The sequence below is a fragment of the Proteus penneri genome (assembly GCF_003144535.1).
GTDB classification, from domain to species: domain Bacteria; phylum Pseudomonadota; class Gammaproteobacteria; order Enterobacterales; family Enterobacteriaceae; genus Proteus; species Proteus penneri.
Genome location: NZ_PHFJ01000012.1, coordinates 20196 through 40893 on the forward strand (window position 1 = coordinate 20196; position 20698 = coordinate 40893).

Below are 20698 nucleotides of genomic sequence, written 5' to 3' on the forward strand. Positions count from 1 at the left end.
TGCCATAGAAATCAGTTATCAACATTGAACTCTACAAATAAAAGAACAAAAATTGAGCATTTTAGTACAAAGTAACGTACACTGAATCACGATATCCCTATAATGGGTGAAAGATATGAAAGCTTTTAATGTGATAAGAATGTTTCAAGACGCACTAGTAGAAGTTACCTGCCCAAGTTGTTCTTATGTTGCCAAACAAAACAAACATAAACTTAAGAAAAACCTAATCTTATTGTGTCCGAATTGCGGTTACATGTTTTATTTCAATAAAATATAAAACTAAACTCAATATGCCAGTTGTTGCCGTAGACGTTGAACGACAACAACCGGCACATTTGCGCGAGTATTTTGATGAACGATTAGCGTTTTATCGTGAGAGAAGCAAGAAACTGCCAGATGGTAATTCAGTGCAGTATTTGAAAACGGAGTAGCGCCGATGCTAGATGGAACCGACCGAGTTATGTAATCAATCAGTTATCCATTTCTGGTGTCTTATTGGTGTCCTGCTCTTATATCACTTAAAAATACCAGAGCTCAAATCAATAAAATGCTCTAATGACAACTTACCTTCAAACTTGTCTCCATATTCCCGATTCATTGTCTGCATGTCTAATTTGAATGATATATTCTTAAATTTACCTGATTTATTTATTGGAATTAATTTATTATCTAAAAAAAAACTTAATAACTTTTTTATGCCCTTCAATATCATCAATATTTAAGTAAAAACACGCAACTCCAGATTCAGCATTATTCGTATATTTACAATGCTCGACTACACTATTTAAAATTGCTTTTTGACATATTTTATCTGTGAATTCCGCATCATTAAAAAAATACATCCACTTACCAATTTTGTCGTTATTTGTGTTATTACTTTCATTTTTAGATGAAAAATAAACCCAAAAATCATTTTCTCTAATCTTCATAAAACACCTAACTTATACATGATAATATTTTAGTGTAGCATTCTAATTATTATATTAAACTTCCTCTTCTTTTTGTCTGCGTTCTTCTTCCGCTTTCTGCGCCTCTTCCATCTCACGCATTCTCACGTTATAGATGGATTGCTCTGGCATCTGTACACGGACAGAAATAAAACGTCCATCAGGGATATCAATCGGGTCGCCATCATTGAAGCCGTCAATATCATTACGGGCGAATTTAGGTGCGTTAGGATGAGTGCGGTGATACGTTTTAACGAGGATAGAGCCATCCTCCATAACTTTAGAGTCTACCCAAATAAGAGGCTGTTTATTGACATCAAGTGGAATTTCAATACCGCCATCGACACCGCCCCAACCTGCGTCTGAATTAAAACCTAGCACACCTTCGATAAGATATTCACCCTGTCCTACTCGAGCAACAGTTGCGCCATCTGATTCGTCGTTTGTAGTGAATGTGCCGTCGGGGTTGATGTTGATAATAGGGGAGGCTTTTTTTATGAATCCCTGTGGATCAACTGTTGTATTTTGTTCTCCATATGTTTTATACCACCGACTCCACTTATCCTCATATGTGTAATAGGTGCGAGATAGTGCCTCAGCAGTGTAGTAATCCATCCAATATTGTATGCATGATGACTGACCAGCGCCAAGCCAAACGGTTAAATTACCCGCTCGTTTCGTTGGGTGATTTAGACTCTTACCAGCGTCCACTGACGAAACCTGATTATACCAACCAAACCCTTTTAAGTTATTGAAGTCTACTACTTCTATATTTCTTGAAGTATTCATACCATAATCGCTAGTAAGCATCATCATACCGGGTTTTTTGGGGTGTAAAACTTCACCTGTCCATTTTTTACCATCCCAGTAATCTAAAAACGCCTGCCCTGCTCGCACCCCCATCATGTACGACTGGCCATCTTGCCTCGCATTAAATCTCGATGCATTGATGGCAGATTCAAATGATTGCTCGGATGTCACCGTCAAATCAGCCTTATTCTTAATATCCCCCTGCATCTTCTTAATGCTATCTAGCGTAACAATCTCACCGTTCGGCATTTCAATTTTTGTCTGCCCTGTTTCAGTCATCCACGTATTCATTGCATCAAGGAAATATTGCGTGTATGCATTTATTGCAACCATGGTTCTGGCTGCATCACTATTATTATCGGGCTCAGTAATATGAATTGAGAACGTGGTGTTAGTTGCTGTGGCTAATGCAGGTTGTGCTAATACTAATTCAGTGTCGGAATTAACGGATTTAATCATATACGGAATATTAGTATTTCCCGATTTAATTAAAATCGTCATTCCGATATTAATGGCTGGATTATTATTTTTAAATTTAGTGCCAGTTCCGCGGACAATAGCAGACCCTGACACTGTGTTAACAGTGCCTGTTGTGTATATCATAAGATTACTTTTCCGTTCAGTTAATTAAAATAACTTCATCACTATGTGGTAGTAAAAACACTCGACCTCTAATTAATACTCCATTAGATTCACCAGGGATATGTGGGATTCTAATACCTATTTCCACAATACTGTTACCCGGTGGAATTGTGATTGTTATATCGTTTGCAGCATAAAAACCAGCGACATTGCCAGTAACAAGTGGGTATATATGAGAGTTAAATTCAACTTCCTTGCCGTCCATAAAAACAGAAAACATAGCTCTTTCAATAGGGAATCCTGGTGCTCGATAGGCAATGACTGCGCGGTTTTCCACCTTATGAATTGCATTAATAGGAATTGTTTCATCTGCCGTTATTGTTCCATCCACCCATATCGTACAATATTGACTTCGTTGCTTAACTTTAAATATAGTGTGAATATTCCCATCATTCCAAATCTCTCTTAGGTAAATATTATCTCTATGTATTGAGATTATATTCCCCTCTAAGTTTTCAACATTTAATTTTCCTAGAATGTCACAACTTTCTTCAATAACAACATTTTTTAAACGTCCAGAAGTTGCCTCTATTTCTCCTCTCGCTTTTATATTCTGGAATTCAGCAAACCCATTTTTATTAATTATCCAGCTCGGCCTCCCATTTAAATAATTATTAGATTGAATCACATTCCCTATTTTTGCATTTGTAATCGAACCATCTTCGATAAATAAATCTCGAACAAAAAATTGCCCATTCTTGGCATACATGAATAATTCCATTTTGCCATTTGCAGGGTTATACCAAGCAAAGTTATTCGCGTTGTAACCAAAGAATGATTCGAGCTTGCCATTCTTAACTTGAGCACTAATCACTTGCCCTGCTGCGTTATATTTAACTTTGTCATGAACAATCGTGATGTTAATTGAGTGCGTGACAACGCCGTCGCCAGATTGACTAAATTCAGCCTGCATTTTTTGGTTAATCATGCCCTGCTGTTTGCCGAATTGCGCTTGTACCTGCTCTTCGGATTTAGCCATGGCTTTATTCGTTTCAGATATCGCTTCTTTATTTGTTGCAACATCAGCACGAATACGACCAACTTCTTTATCTGTATTACCTAACTTCTGGTTAGTATCGGCTAAATTTTGGTTAGTTGTTTTTAACTCTGTGCGGATCTCCGTAGTTGTTTGACCGAAAGCTTTATTTAGCTCAGTAATTGAAGTTTGAGTCTCTTTAATTGCAGATTTGTTATCACCAACCGCAGAGTAAATTTCTTTAACTTCCTGTGCCCATGCTTCTTCTTGAGTTGCGTTAGCTTGCCATAACTCACTAATGCCGGCTTGAGATTCAGCATGTTTTATTAGCAACTGCCTGAGGTTACGATAGCTCGTGTTACTAAGAATAATTGCTGTCTCAGCATTCCAATCAAGCTTTTTATCCAACTCTTTAAACGCGTCCGTTTCTCTAACTGTGTTATCTAAATCATCAAATATGTCGTCTGGCAATGAAACCGGAATACCTGAAGCTTCTACAAATACGGATTTGCCATAACTATTGATCGTTCGAATATAGAAATAATACGTGTGGCCAGCTTTTAAATTCTCCTGCGTCCAGAAGTTTCCTTGACCAACTTTGTTTGCTTTGTTGATCACTTCATTTTCAGAGAGATTAGTGAGTTTTTTTTCACTAAACCAAAACTCAAACGTATAACCAAAGACAGCACTATCGCCCTGTTTAGGTGATGCCGTTAAGCTGAACATGCCCGGCGTTATTTCAACACCAATCGGTGCGGGTGGTGCTTGAATAGCAAAATCACTAATGGCAGGAGCAGACATTGCACCAGCGACATTAATGGCTCTCACTTCGACACGATAAGTGCCTCGAGTTAAACCATTAATATCTACACGCTCTCCCGGTACCTGAATGGATTGAATGACTTTGCCGTTTTGGAGAATATTAACCGTGTTATAGCGAACATCAGATGCCACGTTCTGCCACGAGATATATCCTTGAACAATGTCAGTAACAGAAAGAGGAACAAAAGCCAGATTAATAGGTGCTGGTACGCCACCAGTGGGTAGTTTAGTGAATGGGGGTCTAACAAAGGGTTTACTGGCTAAGTCCTCATAGATATAAGGACCATCTTCTTCGAGAGTAATTTCTACCCCCTCTGATGGGTGAAATTTCCAGTCAGCAATGCGAAATTCTAAATCACTGATCCCCAATGAAGGTAACTCAAGCTTGATAACATCACCAGGGCGATACGCATAGCCATCTAAATTCATGCGTAATTGAATACGGCGACCGGCACGTTTTTTACGCAAATAAAGGTTGGCTAGTCGATTGGCTTGGTATGGGCTGGTTACAAAACGGTAGTCCATATTTTCTTTAATTTCTAAGCCGTCTTCTTCTATCCACTCCTCAATAACTACGGGTTCAAAATCAGTTTTGTTATATTGTTGCTCTGCATCAACGAAAGTACCATAAATCGCATTAGTTGCATCACGCAAAGAAAGTTCCGGTGTCACCGTTACCGTATCGATAATTTGTGATTCATCAATTGTGAGTAATGCAGGCCCATTATAAACCTGCATCAAAATACCGTGCTTACCTGCAATATAGGTCGGCTCACCAGCAATACATTTATGCATCATCTCTAATACGGAGGCAGGGCTTTCTTCAAGTTCATAAGCACCATTTAAGGTGTATCTAGGCTCACTTTTTCCATCGGGTGTTTGTACTGTTTCATCACAAACATCTGCTGCACTTTTAAATGCATCCCAATCAATATCGGAGTCTGGAACACCTAAATAGTGACGATAGTAATCTAGGATGACCAAAGCACCATTATTCGACCACGCTGTTTTTTCGGTACGGGGATCGTAAATTTCTTTTCCCCATAGTTCGCTTTTAACATTGGGTACACCATAAGGAAATTTTTCTTGATCGAAGCGTAATGTTAAACGTAACCATGCAAGCCCTCGACCTATCATGTCCTCTTTCCATGAGGGTGCATTTTTTAATAAATAAGGATCCGCCTCAGTTCTACCGTTATGAAACTCGTATTGTGCGTTGTTACCTAAATCTTCAATCTTGTCATCATTGAAATAAATTTGACCTAACTTATGGATAGGGTGTGATGCTATGGCTAACGCCATGTAGAGTTCTTCATTTTCGTCTTGTTCACCTTCCTCTTCTTCAGCAAAGAAAAGCAAACCTGACATCATTGTTTTACCTACAACTACCGTTTCCGGTGCAGAGGCTGAACGTAGCATCTGTTTACGTTCAGATTGGTCACGATAACCAGAACCAGGCACTTTATCTTTAAAGATAAACGCACTCGCCGCTTGAACAGCAATACCAGCAACAATCAATGCGGTACCCAAACCACCTGTAGCAATAACCCCTGCTATCATTAAGCCCGCAGAGACAACGCTTGTGACTGTCTTACCCATTTATTGTACTCTCCATGCTTTAATCGGTTTATTGCTCACAGCACGAACACCATCTGTTGAAACTGCCCATAGCTTGCCACCCCATAACACACCCAGCGTTTTCCCTTCATCTCCTTCAAACATCACAATGTCGCCACGGCTTGCGTTACTTGTTGGGATTTCATCAAAAAAACGACCAACCGCCTTCTCTAATGTCCCGAACTCTTTTTGTAATACTCTGAATGCACCTGTTTTTGTTTTGTAACGCCCACGAATGTTTTCACAAGGATCGAAATCGCAAACAGCGATGACGCAATTAGAAGCAAACAAACAACAGTCATGCTCACCCCATGCAAAAGGGCGATTTATGGCATTCTTTAAGGTTTCAGGTAGGCGAGTAGTCCATTGTGGGTGTCTCATGGTTTTCTCCAGACAATAAAAAAACCCGCCGAAGCGGGTATTTATATTCATTTTCTTTTACAGAGGATTTCTTTCTTTTTTACACTCTAAATTTAACTTTTCTACAGCTTGATCTATGGTATTTTTATTTTCTTTCGGCAAGAATGCTTGCAACATCCAAATCGTATACCCGTACTCGGTTTTATGTCCAGCTAGAATAATGTTCTTATTTTCCAAATCAAAATAATAAACATATTCAAATAATTTATCGTCTTCTTTTTTTCTAGTTGGTTCCCCGTATTTTAATTCAAGATTACTTAGCATTTTTTTAAAGTCTATATCATATATTTCTTTATCTTTTATGAAGTAATAATAGTCCACACCCATAAGGCCGTTAAAATTAATTACTTTATTTTCTGGCAAAAATATAAGTGTGTAGGTTTCATTTTTATTATTCAAACCATTGGGTAGACTTTCAGATTTAACTTTAATAAATGGACAGCTTTCTTGATTACTTAAAATTTCAATATCGTTTCCTATTTCTTTCTTAAGTTTATTTATAGACATACCCCATTCTAGGCCAAAGGGAGCGTTATATTTATTTTTATCTGATTCGGATTTATAACATGAAACTAAATTAGGTAAAATTAAAAGTATGGATAATAAAATAATAATATTTTTTTTCATTTAATCGACACCAAAAATCAGAGTTATTTATAAATAAACGCAGGTGCATTTTTCTTGCTACCCCAATAAATAGCCCGATCAGCCATCTGCGCCACATAACGAAATATCCTATCGCCATTTTTACGTTTAGACCATGATTCATCAGTAAATCTGTCGGGTAAACCATAAGACCATCGTTCAAATCGATTAGAAACGGTGACGGCTATTTCATTTTCTTCGCCTGTTGTCACGCCAATTGTGGATATTTGGCCAGCAAATAAAACCTCAGCAAGTGCAGGTTTCCCCTCTTCATTTAATGCAACTAACATCAACTGCGCATTTCTCCCACGAACTCGCTCATTCATCACCTCGCCAATTAATGAAGAATCGAAACCTGAGAGTTTCATGATAAGCTGTTGTGGGCTTGTGGTCATATTTTCTCCCACAGACTCAATTGCACCAAACTGGCCAACACCTTGGTAAATTTCACCTGCAATAATGATATTACCCACACCGGTATGTGCACGCACCACGCCTGATTTAAGATCTAAACGAGAGGCAACAACTAAATAATATCCCTCATTAATTGCCTTAACCATATCATTACTAAATGGATGATATTTCATGTTAATGCTTCCTCGAATGACAAAGAAGTGCTAGTAAGTATGCCCGGTTTACGTTGGAAATTACCCTGATCGTTACTAGTTAGTTTAAAAATACCGTATGGCGCTTCATTTTCTATCAAATCATTTACCGCCGGTGCATAACGTAATATAGGGGCAATAGGAATTGTTGCGTTTCCTTGTGCATCACTAATCACATTAGCCGTCACTCGCTTTAGTTCATCATTTACCGTGATATAATCACCAATGCGTAAAACAATGCTATTGGGTAACCAGTCTTTACTTTCTAATAATTTTCCAGATTGATTGGGTTGGCTAACTTTAGGTTTACCGCGTTGAGTTAAACCAGAACGCGCCCAATCACTAATTTTCACTCGACCACTTTCACCATCTAACTCGGCAACAAACGCCTCTAAAACCCTTGCTTGCTCATCGGTCAAATTATTAAATGACATACTGCAACGCCAACGCGAGCCGGGAAAGCGTACTGTCTGCACACTCCCCGTAAAAGTTGATGTAAAGGTTTTACTGTTACTCACGAGTTGCCAGCTTAATGAGGCTGGCACGATGGATTGTGGCCACAATAATATCGTTGCCATTTATCGTAGGTTCCTTCTTAATGTTCCATTGGTTTGAAAATCTCGCATAATGTCAGACTTCGCTTTTGAAGCGCCTTGCTCAGCTCCTATTCTTGCTGCTTCCTGCATAGCTTGATAAAGCGCTTCATCGCCATTACCTGTCACATGAAATGTTTGATGAATAATGGTATCGCCTGACGCAATAGAGTTGCTTCCGGTTGCTCTAACGCCTAAAGAGCCATCAGGTCCACGTTTTAAAGGCATGATCGCCTCGCTTCCAGCTTCCCCCATCAAGCCAAGATTAGGCGTACCGCCTTTTGCAAAGGCAAATAATGTCGGTGAACTCACCACCTGATTGCTATACTGGCTAAGGCTTGGTGAACTATAAACATCCCCTTTAGCGTTTGCTTTTACACCCACTTTACCCGCTTTAGCGCCACTTGCTGCACCGCTACTGCCACCAGCAAAACCACCCATTAATCCCGTCAATGCATTGGTAATTTGAGCCTGAATAGCAATACGAATAAGATCAGAAATGATTGAACTAGCTAATGATGAAGAAAATTCCTTAATGCCTTCTGAAAAAGATTTCGTTCCCATTAACATTCCGGTCATCATATTCGCGGTTCGTTGCTCAACAGCATCAACTAAATTCATTTGCATGCGTTGCCACATACCTTGGGAGGCATATAACTCTTTGCTTGATTGATATTGTGCTTCTTTTGACTTATTTGTAGCCGCAATAACTAACTGTTCATAACGTTCTTTGCTAACTAAACCATCTTCATAGTAAGCCTGATAAAGCGCTTTTTGTTCTTCCAGTTGATTTCTTAGTTGAATAACCGGATCTATTTCACCAAGGATACTGATATTAGGGAGAGAAATGCCTTTTGCTTGCTCTGATAAACGATATTTTGTCGTATCTTGTGCCATTTGGCGCCGTGCATATTGGTATTCTTTTTCAGTCAACAATTGCTGTTCAAAGAGTGATTTAAGCTCTTTCGTCATCTCCTGTTCATTTCGGATGGAGGCGCGCATAGGGGAGTATTTTTCTGCCAATTCTGCACGCTGTTTCATGTGGTTTTCAGCATTGAGCGTTTTTAATCGCTCATACTCTGCTTTTTGCATACCACCAGCTTTCAAATTTTCTTGAAGTTTGCGCATCGTCTCAGACTCACTCAACGATATACGCTCTAAGCTGGTTGCGTGCTCTTGCTCTATTTGCATACGTAATTGATGGTATTGATTCACTTTTTGTTTAGAGCCCGAAGTTAAATCATTACCACCGCCACCACTCCCCCCATCTCCTACTGGTTTGTCGTCTTTGGTGGGTTGACTAAAAACACCTTTTTCTATGGCTTCTTTTGTTCTTGTTTGTCGTTGATATTGAGTCTCTAAATCCTTATTTATATCTTCTAATTTTCCTAACGCACTTCGCCTATTTCGCAGTACCTCTTCAGGATCATCCCCAAAAGCACTGACCATAGCGTTACCAAACCAACCGCTATCTTTTATTTCTGACATCGAGGTTTGTCTATCTTCGGAATATCTAGCTAACTCACCATAGATTCGAGATTTCTCAGCTTCTAATAAAGAAATATTTTCTGCGATTTCATCAGCCTGTATTTCTAATTTGACTCGAGATAAACGCTGAAGCTCTTCTATTGTTTCAGCAACTGAGCCCCGTAAACCATCAACCTTCAACTTAGCTTCATCAGCTTTAGTTGCAAAATAATAAATGGCTGAACCCGCTAAAGCCAACACACCAACTGGCCCACCTAAGGCGGAAACAACACTTCGGAGTCCTAAGCTAGATGCTCGTAATGCCCTTTGGCTATATGAAAGTCGATTATTAGCTGCTGTAAGCTGATCGGTATATTTGGATCTTAACGCTAATGCTTCCGCTTCCTGCCTCACAAGACGATTTCGTTCACTCGCTAATCCTTGCATCTGTAAACCATGCCGATTCATTATGGCGCTCTGTTGAGTCAATGCCTGACCTTGCTGAGCAAGTTTATTAATGGTGGCATCAGCTGAAGCAATCCCTCTTCTGGCGGTTTCAGCCTGTTGCTTAGCATTACTTCTGACTGCTGCTTCATTTTTCACCCATTCTTTGGTTTGCTCTTGAAGCCCTCTAGTCATTCTGGCACCGATGACAGGTAAAACAGCGTAAGTTGCAATATTAGCTAAAGTTGAGAAGTTATTGTTTAGTGCATTTACAGCGGAAGTAACATTCTGAACACCTGTTCGTAAAGGACCATCGGCACTCGTTCCAACTTTGATAGCCAATCCCTCAAACGACCTTTCCATTACCTCCAAGTCAGCATTTAGATTTTGTGCCCTTTTCCCTGCTTGCTCATACGCTGTTTCGGTATCAGTAAGCGCCTTAGTTAAATCAACTAGCTGATCCCGATTTTTAACTAAAATGGTGCCTGCGCTGACATTGGCGCGACCAAATATCTTTGTCGATGCAGTAGTGGAATAGTTTTTCTTGTCGAGGTTTTCTAATGCCGTGGCCAAACCCACAACAGATGGACGCAAGTTTTTATCGGCTGAACGTTCTAATGCTAAAAAGACATTACGCAACATTGTTCCTGCCGTTTCGGCCTTGATCCCTTTTCCAGCTAAAACTTGAATAGACGCATTAAGTTGTTCAAATGAGATGCCGGCTTGAGAAGCAACGGTGCCACTTTTCACAATGGCTTGGGCTGTTTCGTTTATTTCAGATGCACCGTATTTCGCACCTGCTGCTAACACATTAATGTAACGCTCAGATGAGACAGCTGACTCACCAAACTGATTGAGACTTAAGGTAAGAGATTTCGCCGCATCGGCTAACTCAACACCTGAAGCTTGCGCCAAGGTAATCGATTTAGCCGTTACCTCTTCTAAGGCACCTGCTGTCTGCAGTAATGACGGTTTTGCTGACGCAATGAGTTTCATCGCATCCGCGACTTTTATTGCGCCAAATTCCGTTGTTCGCCCCATTTCTTGAGAGGCAATACTGTACTCTTTCATGCGCTCAATAGACGCACCAGTAATCGCACTCAGATCAGAAATTGCCTGACTATACTTGCGAGAAATATTTAAAATGCTACCAATGGATAAACTCACTCCACCTAACATTGCCAGCCTTCCTGCAACATTGGTCACCTGATGACTAATTGAGTAAAAACCATCCGCAACCGCTTTTGTTTCACGTTTTGCTTTATTAGAAAAACGCTCTGTTTCTCGCCCTGCATGATTTAATGCGCCGGATATATTGCTTCTAAAACTGGCGTCATTCAGCAATAGTCCAACCCGTAAATCGGCTAAATTAGTGGCCATAATTATCTTCCTATCATTTTCATTACGTCAGAACATTGCTGTTCAACAGATTTAGAGGTGGTTGTGGATTGATGTGGATTTTCAGGTGAGGGATTGTTTTTAGGTGGCACAACTACGCCTGCCTTTTCTGATTTAAGCGTAAAATAAGCCTGCCAGCCTAACAAGGTATTGGCAGGCAAATTAAGGACACGATAGGGATCAATTTCTCCCAATTCTTCAGAAAGTTGATAAGCAAAGTAGAGTAACGGGCTATCCGTTAGTTTTTTTTTGCCTCGTCTAACGTGCCAATGGAGTGTTGCTTCACGACGTTAATTGCCTCAATGAGGATCGCATTATCATGAACATTCACCAGCTCTTCAGGTTTGGGTAATAACGACTTATTGATTGGCTTACCTTCATCATCAACCAAGCAATTCAGCAACATACCTACGTTTCGTAATGACGCCTCACGTAATTTGCCATGTTGATTTAATTCAGAAACCTCAAGTTCCAAATTCATCAACTCGTTAGCCGTCATACGACGAATGTTTACCTTTACTCCACATAGAATATCGACTTCGATAATTTGAGGTTTCGCTGTAAGTAAAGAGGCTTTTAATCCTTTCATTAACCCTGATCTCCTGTTGATGTTGCAGAAGAAGTTCCCCATACAAGGTTATTTTGTTTACCTTTAACGGTGATCTGGATGGCTTCATTGGCTGGTGCTGAAATGTCATTCAATTCCCAGCCTGATAATGAAAGGATCATCGTTGCGGTACGTTTATTAGGAAGCTCACAGTAAAACTGCACCGTTTCACGCTTTTCTGCTGCATTCAAGAACGCAGCAAAGTTTTCATTTTCAGGGTCGTCAATAAAGCCTAACGACTTTTCAGGTCCTTCCGGTAAATCAGAAATAAATTGCTTGTTTTTATCAATGAGTGTCGTGACATCAACAAAGCTCCCTGATTGTCCTGTGGCACCTAATGCCTTACAGTTAACCAGTGGCTTCATTTGCTCAACGGTGTCACCCGCTTTACCAAATTTAACGACAGTACCAGCAGGTAGCATGGCGTATTCTGGCGATGTTTTTTGATCTGCCATTATTTTCACTCCTAAGTATATGAAGAAAGGGCATGGCGAATATGCTCAGTTAAGGTATTGAGCACCGCACGTTGGTTATAATCGAGGGCCGGGCGAATAAAAGGACGGGCAACTTGTTTGATAGTGCCAAACTCTTGAGCGCGAGCTTTCATATAATGAGGTTTTGTTGGTCCTACAGTAACCATAACAGCCCCACTCGTATTTTTTACTCGTGTCGTTTTGATGGTGATATTGTCTCGCATATGAGGCTCAGTGCTTTTCGCATCGAACCCCGCATGGGCTTCCATATCATTTTTCACGACTTGCATGGCTTCTCGTCCTGCTTCGCGTAATATCTTGGTTTTTAACTCAACTTCTAATTGCTGTAATTTTCGTCCTAATTCATCCAACCCTGTCACGCTAAGGTTAGTTATCACGTCGCATCCTCGGGATAAGTGATAATAAAATCACGATAAATACGGTAAATTTTACGGTTCTCCGTTTGCTCAATCATGTCCTGCAGAAAGTTGCCTCGCTGAACAGTTTGAACAGGGTAGTTGCCAATATAACCGTGTTGAATAGCCTCCCACTCACGACAGAGTGTCGATTCCAGTTTTAAGGCTTTTGGGTAGTCATCAGGTATTTGAATAACGATTTGAAAACGGGCTTGAACGAGTGTGGTGTGAGCTAATCCTGTATCTAATTTGGGGTCACTTATGCGTTGATAAATAACCCCTTCTAATTTATCGGAAGGGAGTTTTAACGGATAAGCTAATACCCCCGTAATGCGCTCCAAGTCAGCTTTAATATCAGCTTCTATCATGTTGTATATTCGCCTCCGTGGTAATAATGGTTCTATCAGCCTGATTTCGGTCAACAGCGCGAACGGTAAATAGTCGCCCCTGATAGCCCACCAGCCACCCCATATCAACATCAGAACGAGGGCGAATAGTGAAATGATAGGTTTCAATGACCTGATCTTGGTCTGCGGTACGAATCTTACGGTTCGACATCGATTCTGCTTTGGCCCATACCTCAGCCACTTTTTTTGGAACGACTTTTTCACTCCCTAAATCATCACGTTCAGTAACATAGTGAGAAAGAGAGATGCGTTTATTAAGTTCACCAGCTTTCATGTTTCCTCACAGGTTTATATGGCGATAAGGATCGAGTAATAACTTAAATCCTGCGGGTAACACGGCCGTTTCTCTATTTTCATAGAAATTTCCAACCGCTAGCATAAGAGCTAACTCAATATCATCAGTGATTAATAAACCGTCAGGATCTTCCTCTGGAATATCTTTTTCATAGAGATGTCGATTGATATACCCTTCAGCTCGTTGCTTTGCCGCCATCAGATAAGTTTTTAGCAACTCATCTTCTAATGTATTGCCCTCATCCAATCGACATTGCTGCTTTAATTTTTCTAGTGTGGGTAGTGGCATAAATCCCCCAATACCTGCGACCATCCTGATCGCAGGCACAAAAAAACCGCAATTAAGCGGTGACTGGTTTATCACTTGTTAATGCTTATTTCGTGCTACTGGCACCTTTACCCACTAATGCCTTAATAGCAGAAGTATCTTCAAGCACACAATCAAAGCGATGGAAAGCTAAAAACGCAGTTTGGTCATATTCTGCGTAACGTTCAACTAAACGCTTCAGGGTCATGTAGGTCACACGACGTAAAATGAATCGGTCAAAGTCACCGCAGAAGATGAATTTTTTACCGGCTTCCATTTTGTCGATAGCCTGATCAACAACATATTGCATACCTAAAATTTGAGCAGGTGCGACACCCGAAATAGACGGAAGCCATAAAGGGCGTTTTTGCGCATCTTCCATTAACTTTAGGTTTTTCAACGTATCATCATTAAAAGCAAGACGGAATTTAGGGCTATTACGGTACGCAGGGTCAATCGCATGTTCTAACTCGGTAATATCTTTCCAACTTAATGAGGCGCCGGCTACATCAACCGTATTTGTCACTGAGGTTTCTAAACCTGATGGCTGTACAGGTGATCCTTTTCCAGTGCCTTTAATCAAGTATTTAGCTTCACCACGACCAATGCGTTGAGCAATACGTGAAGCCAGATACGCTTGAATATCTACACCACTGTCTTGCAATAATTCATTGGAAACGCGGATAATTTTCGATGTTAACTTTTTAGCTCCTAAAATGGCCGTGCCAAACTCAACATCTTGTTCACCTGCTGCGGTGTTTTCGCCTAACAATTCCCCTTCTTCATCAGTACCATCGGATGTTGACCAGGTAATATCTTGACCGGTGGCAGTTGATAAAATTTGAGCCACACTTGCGATACCACCATAGGCTTTCATTTGATCAACAATTTTATTTAACATCTGAGTAGGAACGGTATAGCCACCTTTCTCATCGGGCGAAGTACCCTGTGCACGAAGTTCTTTGACCGCTTGGCGTTCTTCTGCAGTGAGCTCACCAAAACCACAGCGCAGGAAGCGGTCAAACGCTTGATTGCGACGCTCTGCTTGCTCTGTTTCAGGGTTATTCGGTTGTTGACCACGCTGTTCTTTCTCTTTGTCATCAACCAAGTCTTGATCTAATGAGCGTAGTTGCTCTTCACGCTGAATCTGAGCATCTAAATTTTCAAGTTCAGTTTGCGCTTTATTCCATTGAGTGCGTTGCTCTTCAGTCATCACACCATCACCCACTTTTTCGTGAATGGCGCGCATATCAATCGCAATAGTGTTACGTTTTTGTTTTAATTCATGAAGCTTCATAGTCATAGTATTACCTTATGCATTGAGTAAAGTCATAAGACGCTCACGCGCCAATTTTTGATTAATTGCTTTTTGGAGATCGCCACTGTCTCTGGCTTCTTTCCATGCATTCATTGAGCGAACCGCAGAGTCTGCATCTTGATACGCCGGATAAGTGACAGGGCTAACATCATAGAGTCGAGAAAATCGTGTTATTTCACGAATAACAACACCCTCATCATCTTGGTACCAATCTTCACCATCCCGCGCGACACGAAATGCAAAAGAACTTTGATTGATATCGCCACGTTGCATCGGTGCTAACACTAAATCACGAATGGTTTGTGTATCCGGTGCCGTTATATCGTAAACAAGCCCACGTTCATTGACACTAAGCGACAAAGTTCCTGCAGTTGTTCGCCCTAAAATATAATTCGGATCGTGATTAAATAACCCGCGAACATCATCATTGAGTACATCATCAAACGCCCCTGGTTTAATAATTTCACGAAATCCATAAATCAGTTCGGACCGGGAGTCGAAGACAGAGCCTAAACCCACGATATGTGTCGGTTTATTTTCTTCTCCCGCTTCCGCCCGAACCTCACCGACATAACATCGTGTTTCTTTTTCACTGCTCATCGTTATCCCCTTTCGATTCTTCTGTTTTTCCCCCTGCGAACTGAGTGGCATTGACGCTCACTAACATTTCATCAAGACCATCAACAGGATTCATATCCTCAAAGGCACGCGCCTCATTACGGCTCATCCAGCCATCTGTAATCGCAAAGTGGTAGAAATCAGCACGTTCTTTTGGTGTTCCACGTAGTAATCCCGCTAAATTAAATCGCACATAAAAGCCAGCCGTTCGCTCTTGTCGAGTAAACAAACGTCGGTTTAATTCCTGCTCCCAATTCACTACCCACGGCATGATGGTATGTCGTACAAACTGGATGGATTGCTCTGAGATGTTTGAGAAAGTAGCTTTTTCGAGGTCGTTAATCATATGAGCCGGCACATTGAAGATCCCTGCAATCATTGAGCGATTCAGTTTCAGCATATCAATCAATTGAGCATCAACAGGCGAAACCGTCAGCGCCTTGTAATCCAGATCCGCAGGTAAAAGCATGGTTTTATTTTCTTGGCTTCGTAGCATTCGGGAAGCTTTTTGCCACATATCTTTCAGTCGTTCCCATCCAGCTGTTTGTAACTCACCTTTTACTGAAACAATCCCCGCAGGACGAGCATTCCCCCCAAAGAAGGAACTGGTGTACTTCTGTCCGCTCATCCCCATACCGATAGTTTCAGCATGTTGAATGATGGGGCTGATCCCCATTCTTTGATTATTCCCCAACGCTCGAATATGGATCATGTCATCAGGACTAATGGCAAAATTACCTAATTCGTTATAAACGCCATACGTATATCGACCACCAGTATTAAGCAGTGTCGTTTCCCACGGCATACAAGCTTCTAAATTTGTCACCTCGCCTTTTCGGTTACGAATAACTTGCGTATAACCATTCCCCCAACCCAGCACATGACGCTCTTTTGTTTCACGCCATTTATAGCTGGTTTGCCACTCGTTAGGCTCATCATGAACTAAATAAAACAAAGGATGATCACGCGCAGTTTCTACCCTATTACCCGACTTTCGCATTACATGCAGTGGCATCTGGGCAATAGACGATGAAAGCACATAAATACAGGCATAGACTGCTGCTAATTTCATGGATGTTTCAGGACTCACATACACATCAGCCGTAAATAATCCGTCATTATCAATAGAGTCAGCCGTAATAGGTGTGTTAGGGTTCTCTAAACTGGGTGAGTCGTTGCGAAATAGAGCATCAATTAACACGTTTCCCCCTCATAGCTACCGCCAAGGCATAGGTTATTGCAATGCAACCACCGATAATCAGCGTGTTAGCAACACCATATTTTAGATAACACCCCGCCATAACCGCACCAACGCCAGCCAGTGCAGTGATATCAAGTAATAAGTTTTTCATAGGAATAAAAGGTCTTCGTTAGGATCTAAAGAGGAAAGGAAGTCACCACCACTGCCACCATTCACCAATAATCGACTCATGCCTGTAAATAGTGCAACAGGACCGTCTATTTTTGCCTCGGGTGTGGATTTATTAGGGAAAATATTGTCGTTTTTATCCGGTTTAACCGTGACGTTCGACATCATCCAGTTCATAACAGGGTGTTGACCATGATGAAACTTACCCGCATAAACCAGTGCTTCAATCTCTTTCATGGACTCAGAAAAGTTACGCACCGTTTGAGCTACTTCTACAAGGGGTAGCCCTTCTTCAGCCAGTGATAAACTAAATTGTGTCGCACTCCATGGGTCAAAACCCAGTTCGTTTAAGTTCTCGCCAGTCACCCATTCAATGATTTCTTCTTTAATTTGAGCATGATCAACAACTTCACCATCGGTTAACGTGAGATACCCCATATCGGCCCATTTGCGATAGAGTTCCGCCATTTGTTTAGAGCAACGCTCAAGCCGGTCTTCGGGTAACCAAAACTTAAAATCAGCATGAACATGACCGTTATCAGGTTGTTTCCATACTTTAGCTGCCGCACAAATATCAATTTTATTAGCAAGGTCAACACCGACCCATAACGGATAAGTTTGTAATTCCTGTTGTGATGCAAGTTCAGGAGCACTATCCCACTTCATCATATCCATCCATGAAGATTCAGCCGTGACCCAAATATTCATGTGTTTAGTGAAGAAGTTAATCCGTGCAGAAACCTGCTCTTTGGCTTTCTTGGCTAAACGGCGTAAATCATCCCAGCGCTTACAAACACCGAGACCCGGATTCGCTTTTTGCCACACAGTTTCATCAAAGGGATCATCGTCTTTATCTAAGGTGTAAATAATGGCGAAAAACGAATCATCATCGACTTGGCCACGAAGCACTTTAATACCGTAATCCCGCAGTTCGTAACAAATCCCCTCTTTATTAAAACCCGCTGTGGTGATCCCAAAAAGAAGAGACTGCAGGCGCGCACCGGTGGCAGTTTCTAATACGTCCCACACATCACGAGTTTTGTGTGCATGCAGTTCATCAACAATGCCACAGTGAATATTTAAACCATCAAGGTTATTGGCATCACTGGAAAGCGGTTCAAACTTAGAGGCGGTTCTTTCTTGATAGATAGCGAGTTTATTAAACTCAAATAAACGACCTAGTGTCGCTTTGGACTTCTTCAGCATGTTCTTCGCATCTTCAAACACGATACGAGCCTGATCACGCGTTGTAGCTGCTGAATAAACTTCGGCACCACCTTCACCATCAGCACCGGTCATATAAAGCCCAATACCTGATGACAATGTGGATTTTGCATTTTTACGTGCAACTTCGTTGTAAGCCGTGCGAAAACGACGAACAAAAACAACCTCACCGTCTTCATCTACAACTTTTTTACCCGTTTGTTCATCAATTAACGGAATAACAAAGCCAAAAATATTAATTAAAATAAAAACATGCCAAGGCATTAAATCAATGGGCTTACCGGCTAATGCCCCTTTGACATGAGGAATAAAACTGTAAAAATCGAGTATGTGCTGTGCGCGATCTTCAATGAAATAGATGCCACGCTCAAGCCCATGCTCTAAATCATTCAAAAACCGTTGGCACGCTAAACGTACCAGTTCGCACGCAACAATTTCTCCAGCAACCACCTGTTCGGCGTACTGAATTCCATCTGCTACGTTTGCCATTCATCATTTGCGCTTTTTCAAAAATGCCTCAAAAGGATCTTCTTCGGCGGGAGTGTTCATCGTGACTTTTGCTCGAGAAGCGGGAGTCATACCAAATTCACTTAACATGGCACGAATACGTTTCCATGCGTCTGCCTTCATTGCAGCGGATGGATGCGCCTTTATCATCAATCCACTTTCTGTATTGTTTTTGTAGGTATAGCCTTCTTCATCGAGAACATCACAATGGTGTCGATATTCAGTATAAGCTTCGACGAGTAACTCCAATGCCTTGGCATCCATCTGACTCATGACACCCATTGCATCAAGTTCTTCAGCAATACGCTTAAACCAATACTTACCTTGCTTAGTGAAATGTTTCGGAGTTGGGGGTACCCCTTTTGGCGGTTTTGGCTCTTTTTTATTAATCGGTCGTTTTGATGGGTTCCCCCTCACCAATTGCAGATGTGACGGGGTTTTAGGCGGTCCAGCCATAATAGAAATCTCCTATCAATAATCGCTTGGGGTTCCCCAAAAAAAGTTTTCTAACCTGCGGTGATGTGAAAAGAGGTAAGGGGGCGGTCCTAGGTGGCGAGAATGGTAGGGATTTGACCCGCCCCTCCTCCCTATACGTTATAATTTCAAGATGAAGATAAATATTTTTACAGGTTTATTTAATTAATATATATCAATAGGTTATATTTAATATTAGATTCTTTCTTTTGCGGTCTTAGTTCTATGGCATGGAATACATAACGACTGAAGGTTCTCTTCCGCATCGGTACCCCCATGCGCCTTAGCAATTATATGGTCAACTGTTTTGGCTTCGGTGGCTCGCCCTGATCTTAAGCATTCTTGACAGAGATACTTATCACGCTTGAGTATACGTGCTCGTAGCTTATCCCATTGGGTACCATAACCACGTTGATGACGAGACTTACCGCGCTGGTGGGTTTCCCATCCTAAGTTCTGATGGTCTTCACAGTAACCGTTACGTTCTGTTGTTGTCTTGGCGCATCCCTGTTTACGACATGCGCGAGGTATACGAGGTGGCATATAATCTCCTGTAATCTAAAGAGGCGAATAATCCTCATTGATTTTAAAGGCGGGATTTCTCACCTTTACTTCTGACTACACCACGTTCTGTTATTTATCTCGTTCGTAAGTTTAGCCCACGCATAACGTTCAATTTCTCTCGCCTGCATTAGCTGATTGATACCTGCATCCTGTCGATCAGCTCGCATACGTAAATCTGCTAGCTGAGCATTGATGTCATGCTCTGACTTATTACTGACAAGCACACCTTTGAATTCAGCAGAATTAATAAAGGCATCTTTAATAAAAAATTCACCAGAAGACTGAAAGAAGAATGGTGGGATTGATTTAGGCTTCACACCTACATCTTGCATTAGTTGCTTAATACGATTGAGTTGTTCTTCTAACTTATCTAACTCACTTGTATCCACTGAGACTTTTAATTGAATAGTGTTATCTGACATATCTATCTCCAATAAAAAAACCACCAGTTATTAACTGATGGCTATCTAAATAAACTCTATCAACGCCACTCAATAAATGACGTTTGTAGAATTAATTATGTCTCTCCATAGTCACGCCGTTTCTTCTCTCATAGCTGACGTTGCTACCCGTACTAGAACTGAGTGGATTCATTGTTTTTGATTCTCACTATGCGCTATCCGTCGAGAATAAAACAGGTCACTGCTAACATAGGAGACGGCGACAATGCGACGCATTAAAAAGCCCCGCTATTGCGAGGCTCGTTGTTGTTCAATTTCCCGTATTGCTTTCTT

Annotated in this window: 24 protein-coding genes; 2 read left to right on the forward strand and 22 right to left on the reverse strand. The window is 41.1% G+C overall.

What is annotated here, in order from left to right; all coding sequences use genetic code 11:
• Window positions 1–139 precede the first annotated feature (139 nt).
• Together CUB63_RS18005 and CUB63_RS13895 are read left to right on the forward strand one after the other, a co-directional pair.
• Window positions 140–277 (forward strand): YnfU family zinc-binding protein, encoded by a 138-nt coding sequence (locus tag CUB63_RS18005; protein ID WP_353853201.1) that lies wholly within the window; start codon window positions 140–142, stop codon window positions 275–277.
• A complete protein-coding gene (locus CUB63_RS13895; protein WP_275657931.1) occupies window positions 267–431 on the forward strand; it encodes a DNA polymerase III subunit theta in 165 nt (54 codons plus the stop codon). Before CUB63_RS18005 ends, CUB63_RS13895 begins: the two co-directional genes overlap by 11 nt.
• A gap of 234 nt (window positions 432–665) precedes the next feature.
• Here the strand turns inward: CUB63_RS13895 and CUB63_RS17780 are convergent, their stop codons facing one another.
• The 22 genes from CUB63_RS17780 to CUB63_RS14005 all read right to left on the reverse strand — a co-directional run bounded on the left by CUB63_RS17780 (window position 666) and on the right by CUB63_RS14005 (window position 20386).
• Complete coding sequence (locus CUB63_RS17780; RefSeq protein WP_232240020.1) at window positions 666–929, reverse strand: hypothetical protein; 264 nt, start codon at window positions 927–929, stop codon at window positions 666–668.
• Between the two features lie 54 nt (window positions 930–983).
• Window positions 984–2360 carry a pyocin knob domain-containing protein gene (locus CUB63_RS13905; protein WP_109848297.1) on the reverse strand — a complete coding sequence of 459 codons (1377 nt, stop codon included), beginning with the start codon at window positions 2358–2360 and terminating at the stop codon, window positions 984–986.
• A 16-nt stretch (window positions 2361–2376) separates the two neighbouring features.
• A complete protein-coding gene (locus CUB63_RS13910; RefSeq protein WP_109848298.1) occupies window positions 2377–5796 on the reverse strand; it encodes a phage tail tip fiber protein in 3420 nt (1139 codons plus the stop codon).
• The gene (locus CUB63_RS13915) at window positions 5797–6195 is read right to left on the reverse strand and encodes a DUF6950 family protein (RefSeq protein ID WP_109848299.1); all 399 of its coding nucleotides are present in this window, start codon (window positions 6193–6195) and stop codon (window positions 5797–5799) included. It lies immediately after the preceding gene.
• A 57-nt stretch (window positions 6196–6252) separates the two neighbouring features.
• Window positions 6253–6861 (reverse strand): hypothetical protein, encoded by a 609-nt coding sequence (locus tag CUB63_RS13920; RefSeq protein ID WP_109848300.1) that lies wholly within the window; start codon window positions 6859–6861, stop codon window positions 6253–6255.
• A gap of 23 nt (window positions 6862–6884) precedes the next feature.
• On the reverse strand, window positions 6885–7466 hold the full coding sequence (locus tag CUB63_RS13925; RefSeq protein WP_109848301.1) for a hypothetical protein: 582 nt from the start codon (window positions 7464–7466) through the stop codon (window positions 6885–6887).
• Window positions 7463–8062 (reverse strand): hypothetical protein, encoded by a 600-nt coding sequence (locus CUB63_RS13930; protein ID WP_109848302.1) that lies wholly within the window; start codon window positions 8060–8062, stop codon window positions 7463–7465. Before CUB63_RS13930 ends, CUB63_RS13925 begins: the two co-directional genes overlap by 4 nt.
• Entirely contained in the window at window positions 8063–11368 is a 3306-nt protein-coding gene (locus tag CUB63_RS13935) for a phage tail tape measure protein (RefSeq protein ID WP_170110794.1), read from the reverse strand.
• A 256-nt stretch (window positions 11369–11624) separates the two neighbouring features.
• Window positions 11625–11975: a phage tail protein gene (locus tag CUB63_RS13945; protein ID WP_109848304.1), complete on the reverse strand. Its 351-nt coding sequence runs from the start codon at window positions 11973–11975 to the stop codon at window positions 11625–11627.
• Window positions 11975–12448 (reverse strand): phage tail protein, encoded by a 474-nt coding sequence (locus CUB63_RS13950; RefSeq protein ID WP_109848305.1) that lies wholly within the window; start codon window positions 12446–12448, stop codon window positions 11975–11977. Before CUB63_RS13950 ends, CUB63_RS13945 begins: the two co-directional genes overlap by 1 nt.
• An 11-nt stretch (window positions 12449–12459) precedes the next feature.
• Window positions 12460–12861 (reverse strand): HK97-gp10 family putative phage morphogenesis protein, encoded by a 402-nt coding sequence (locus CUB63_RS13955; protein WP_170110799.1) that lies wholly within the window; start codon window positions 12859–12861, stop codon window positions 12460–12462.
• A complete protein-coding gene (locus CUB63_RS13960) occupies window positions 12861–13250 on the reverse strand; it encodes a hypothetical protein (protein WP_109848307.1) in 390 nt (129 codons plus the stop codon). Before CUB63_RS13960 ends, CUB63_RS13955 begins: the two co-directional genes overlap by 1 nt.
• Entirely contained in the window at window positions 13237–13563 is a 327-nt protein-coding gene (locus CUB63_RS13965) for a phage head closure protein (RefSeq protein WP_109848308.1), read from the reverse strand. Before CUB63_RS13965 ends, CUB63_RS13960 begins: the two co-directional genes overlap by 14 nt.
• A gap of 6 nt (window positions 13564–13569) precedes the next feature.
• A complete protein-coding gene (locus tag CUB63_RS13970; protein ID WP_415752983.1) occupies window positions 13570–13911 on the reverse strand; it encodes a head-tail connector protein in 342 nt (113 codons plus the stop codon).
• Window positions 13912–13957: 46 nt separating this feature from the next.
• The gene (locus CUB63_RS13975; RefSeq protein WP_109848393.1) at window positions 13958–15187 is read right to left on the reverse strand and encodes a phage major capsid protein; all 1230 of its coding nucleotides are present in this window, start codon (window positions 15185–15187) and stop codon (window positions 13958–13960) included.
• Window positions 15188–15202: 15 nt separating this feature from the next.
• Window positions 15203–15808: an HK97 family phage prohead protease gene (locus CUB63_RS13980; protein WP_006533922.1), complete on the reverse strand. Its 606-nt coding sequence runs from the start codon at window positions 15806–15808 to the stop codon at window positions 15203–15205.
• Window positions 15798–17027, reverse strand: coding sequence for a phage portal protein (locus tag CUB63_RS13985; RefSeq protein WP_109848309.1), 1230 nt, complete (start codon window positions 17025–17027; stop codon window positions 15798–15800). The genes CUB63_RS13980 and CUB63_RS13985 overlap by 11 nt, the downstream gene beginning before the upstream one ends.
• Window positions 17017–17178 (reverse strand): hypothetical protein, encoded by a 162-nt coding sequence (locus CUB63_RS17590; RefSeq protein ID WP_006533924.1) that lies wholly within the window; start codon window positions 17176–17178, stop codon window positions 17017–17019. Before CUB63_RS17590 ends, CUB63_RS13985 begins: the two co-directional genes overlap by 11 nt.
• Window positions 17175–18908, reverse strand: a complete 1734-nt coding sequence (locus tag CUB63_RS13990) for a terminase large subunit (RefSeq protein ID WP_109848310.1) — start codon at window positions 18906–18908, stop codon at window positions 17175–17177. Before CUB63_RS13990 ends, CUB63_RS17590 begins: the two co-directional genes overlap by 4 nt.
• A 3-nt stretch (window positions 18909–18911) precedes the next feature.
• On the reverse strand, window positions 18912–19382 hold the full coding sequence (locus tag CUB63_RS13995) for a phage terminase small subunit P27 family (protein WP_099660116.1): 471 nt from the start codon (window positions 19380–19382) through the stop codon (window positions 18912–18914).
• Window positions 19383–19595: 213 nt separating this feature from the next.
• On the reverse strand, window positions 19596–19943 hold the full coding sequence (locus CUB63_RS14000; protein ID WP_109372931.1) for an HNH endonuclease: 348 nt from the start codon (window positions 19941–19943) through the stop codon (window positions 19596–19598).
• Between the two features lie 65 nt (window positions 19944–20008).
• Complete coding sequence (locus tag CUB63_RS14005; RefSeq protein WP_109848311.1) at window positions 20009–20386, reverse strand: hypothetical protein; 378 nt, start codon at window positions 20384–20386, stop codon at window positions 20009–20011.
• Between the last annotated feature and the right edge of the window lie 312 nt (window positions 20387–20698).

Bases quoted from the DNA above. Each gene is read 5' to 3' on its own strand.
- CUB63_RS18005 (WP_353853201.1), top strand. From the start codon at position 140: ATGTTTCAAGACGCACTAGTAGAAGTTACCTGCCCAAGTTGTTCTTAT.
- CUB63_RS17780 (WP_232240020.1), bottom strand. From the start codon at position 929: ATGAAGATTAGAGAAAATGATTTTTGGGTTTATTTTTCATCTAAAAAT.
- CUB63_RS13905 (WP_109848297.1), bottom strand. From the start codon at position 2,360: ATGATATACACAACAGGCACTGTTAACACAGTGTCAGGGTCTGCTATT.
- CUB63_RS13910 (WP_109848298.1), bottom strand. From the start codon at position 5,796: ATGGGTAAGACAGTCACAAGCGTTGTCTCTGCGGGCTTAATGATAGCA.
- CUB63_RS13915 (WP_109848299.1), bottom strand. From the start codon at position 6,195: ATGAGACACCCACAATGGACTACTCGCCTACCTGAAACCTTAAAGAAT.
- CUB63_RS13920 (WP_109848300.1), bottom strand. From the start codon at position 6,861: ATGAAAAAAAATATTATTATTTTATTATCCATACTTTTAATTTTACCT.
- CUB63_RS13925 (WP_109848301.1), bottom strand. From the start codon at position 7,466: ATGAAATATCATCCATTTAGTAATGATATGGTTAAGGCAATTAATGAG.
- CUB63_RS13930 (WP_109848302.1), bottom strand. From the start codon at position 8,062: ATGGCAACGATATTATTGTGGCCACAATCCATCGTGCCAGCCTCATTA.
- CUB63_RS13935 (WP_170110794.1), bottom strand. From the start codon at position 11,368: ATGGCCACTAATTTAGCCGATTTACGGGTTGGACTATTGCTGAATGAC.
- CUB63_RS13945 (WP_109848304.1), bottom strand. From the start codon at position 11,975: ATGAAAGGATTAAAAGCCTCTTTACTTACAGCGAAACCTCAAATTATC.
- CUB63_RS13950 (WP_109848305.1), bottom strand. From the start codon at position 12,448: ATGGCAGATCAAAAAACATCGCCAGAATACGCCATGCTACCTGCTGGT.
- CUB63_RS13960 (WP_109848307.1), bottom strand. From the start codon at position 13,250: ATGATAGAAGCTGATATTAAAGCTGACTTGGAGCGCATTACGGGGGTA.
- CUB63_RS13965 (WP_109848308.1), bottom strand. From the start codon at position 13,563: ATGAAAGCTGGTGAACTTAATAAACGCATCTCTCTTTCTCACTATGTT.
- CUB63_RS13975 (WP_109848393.1), bottom strand. From the start codon at position 15,187: ATGAAGCTTCATGAATTAAAACAAAAACGTAACACTATTGCGATTGAT.
- CUB63_RS13980 (WP_006533922.1), bottom strand. From the start codon at position 15,808: ATGAGCAGTGAAAAAGAAACACGATGTTATGTCGGTGAGGTTCGGGCG.
- CUB63_RS17590 (WP_006533924.1), bottom strand. From the start codon at position 17,178: ATGAAAAACTTATTACTTGATATCACTGCACTGGCTGGCGTTGGTGCG.
- CUB63_RS13990 (WP_109848310.1), bottom strand. From the start codon at position 18,908: ATGGCAAACGTAGCAGATGGAATTCAGTACGCCGAACAGGTGGTTGCT.
- CUB63_RS13995 (WP_099660116.1), bottom strand. From the start codon at position 19,382: ATGGCTGGACCGCCTAAAACCCCGTCACATCTGCAATTGGTGAGGGGG.
- CUB63_RS14000 (WP_109372931.1), bottom strand. From the start codon at position 19,943: ATGCCACCTCGTATACCTCGCGCATGTCGTAAACAGGGATGCGCCAAG.
- CUB63_RS14005 (WP_109848311.1), bottom strand. From the start codon at position 20,386: ATGTCAGATAACACTATTCAATTAAAAGTCTCAGTGGATACAAGTGAG.